A 1,526-nucleotide genomic window follows, 5' to 3' on the forward strand; every position below is an offset into this window, starting at 1 on the left:
GGGCTAATGGGGGTGGATCGGTTCCCGATGGGATGCTGGTCCACTGTGAGCCTGCCCCGCCGGTGACCACTATGACTAGGGCTGAAACCACGTTGGTGGATTTCTACTCGAAGACCGTGGCCCGGCCGGGGTGGGGATCGGTTCTAGCGCTACTGGGATGTCGTGCCCCCTCCGCAACATTTGAGGGTGAGCACTGAGCCATTAGGCCGCGCGAACGGATCCCGTCAGGTTCACTGCCCAGATTGACGGCCAGATCCGAAAGGTGCAGGTAGCTTTTGATTTACGTGGGTAATGATTGGGCAGATGACCATCACGACGTGTGCGTGATGGACGAACACGGCACCACGCTGGGTATCCGGCGACTGCCCGAAGGGGTCGCCGGAGTGCGGGCGATGCACGCGCTGCTGGCCCGGCACGCCACCGACCCAGCCCAGGTGGTGATCGGGATCGAAACCGATCACGGCATGTGGGTATCGGCGCTGGTGGTCGCCGGCTACCAGGTGTATGCGATCAACCCGAAATCGGTGGTCCGCTACCGCGACCGACACCATGTCGGGGGCACCAAATCCGACAAGGGTGATGCCAAAGTGCTCGCCGATCTGGTGCGCACCGACCGCCACAACCATCGGATCATCGCCGCTGACAGCGTCACCGCCGATGCGATCAAGGTGATGGCCCGTACCCACCAGAACCTGGTGTGGGCGCGCTCAGCGCAGCAGAACGTGCTGCGCGCCCAGCTCAAGGCCTTCTACCCGGCCGCGTTGGCCGCCTTCGGCGACGACCTCGACCACAAGGACGCGCTCAGTGTGCTGCGGCGTGCCCCTTCCCCCGCCCAGGGGGCGAAGCTGTCGTTGTCGTCGATCCGCGCAACCCTGAAAAAAGGTGGCCGCCCACGCAATATCGATGATCGTGCCCGCGAAATCCAGCAGGCCCTACGCAGCACCGGACACCTGGACGTGCCCGCCGAATTGGCCGCCGGTTACGCGGCCACGGTGACCGCGACGGTCGGCATGCTGGCCGCGCTCACCACCCAGATCGATCAACTCGAAACCACCATGGCCCAGTCTTTTAACAAGCATCCGGACGCCGAGATCTACCTGTCCATGCCCGGAGTCGGTGACATCACCGGCGCCCGGATGCTCGGCGAGTTCGGGGACGACCCCGAACGCTACGATAGTGCCAAACATCGCCGAAACTACGCCGGCACCTCACCCCGCACCATAGCCTCTGGCCGATCTCACGCCGTGCTGGCCCGTCACGCCCGCAACCACCGACTCAACGACGCTGCCATGCGCATGGCCCAATCCGCGCTCACCGGAAGTATCGGCGCCCGCGCCTTCTACGACATGCACAGAGCCAACAAGAAATCTCATTCCCAAGCGCTCCGCGTCCTGGCCAACCGGCTCATCGGCATCCTGCACGGCTGCCTCAAAACCGGGAAACCCTACGACGAAACCACCGCCTGGGCACACCGCAACGACCAAGCCGCTTGACAACTTGGACCCCTGGGATGTCTTCGAGGCTCG

At 64.2% G+C, this 1,526-nt stretch carries 1 protein-coding gene; it reads left to right on the forward strand.

The genetic code is table 11. From position 1 onward, the window contains the following. Window positions 1-275: 275 nt before the first annotated feature. The gene (locus MKW15_RS24120; RefSeq protein WP_240862914.1) at window positions 276-1,493 is read left to right on the forward strand and encodes an IS110 family RNA-guided transposase; all 1,218 of its coding nucleotides are present in this window, start codon (window positions 276-278) and stop codon (window positions 1,491-1,493) included. Window positions 1,494-1,526 lie beyond the last annotated feature (33 nt).

It is taken from the genome of Gordonia gummivorans, from assembly GCF_022513585.1.
Taxonomy (GTDB): domain Bacteria; phylum Actinomycetota; class Actinomycetes; order Mycobacteriales; family Mycobacteriaceae; genus Gordonia.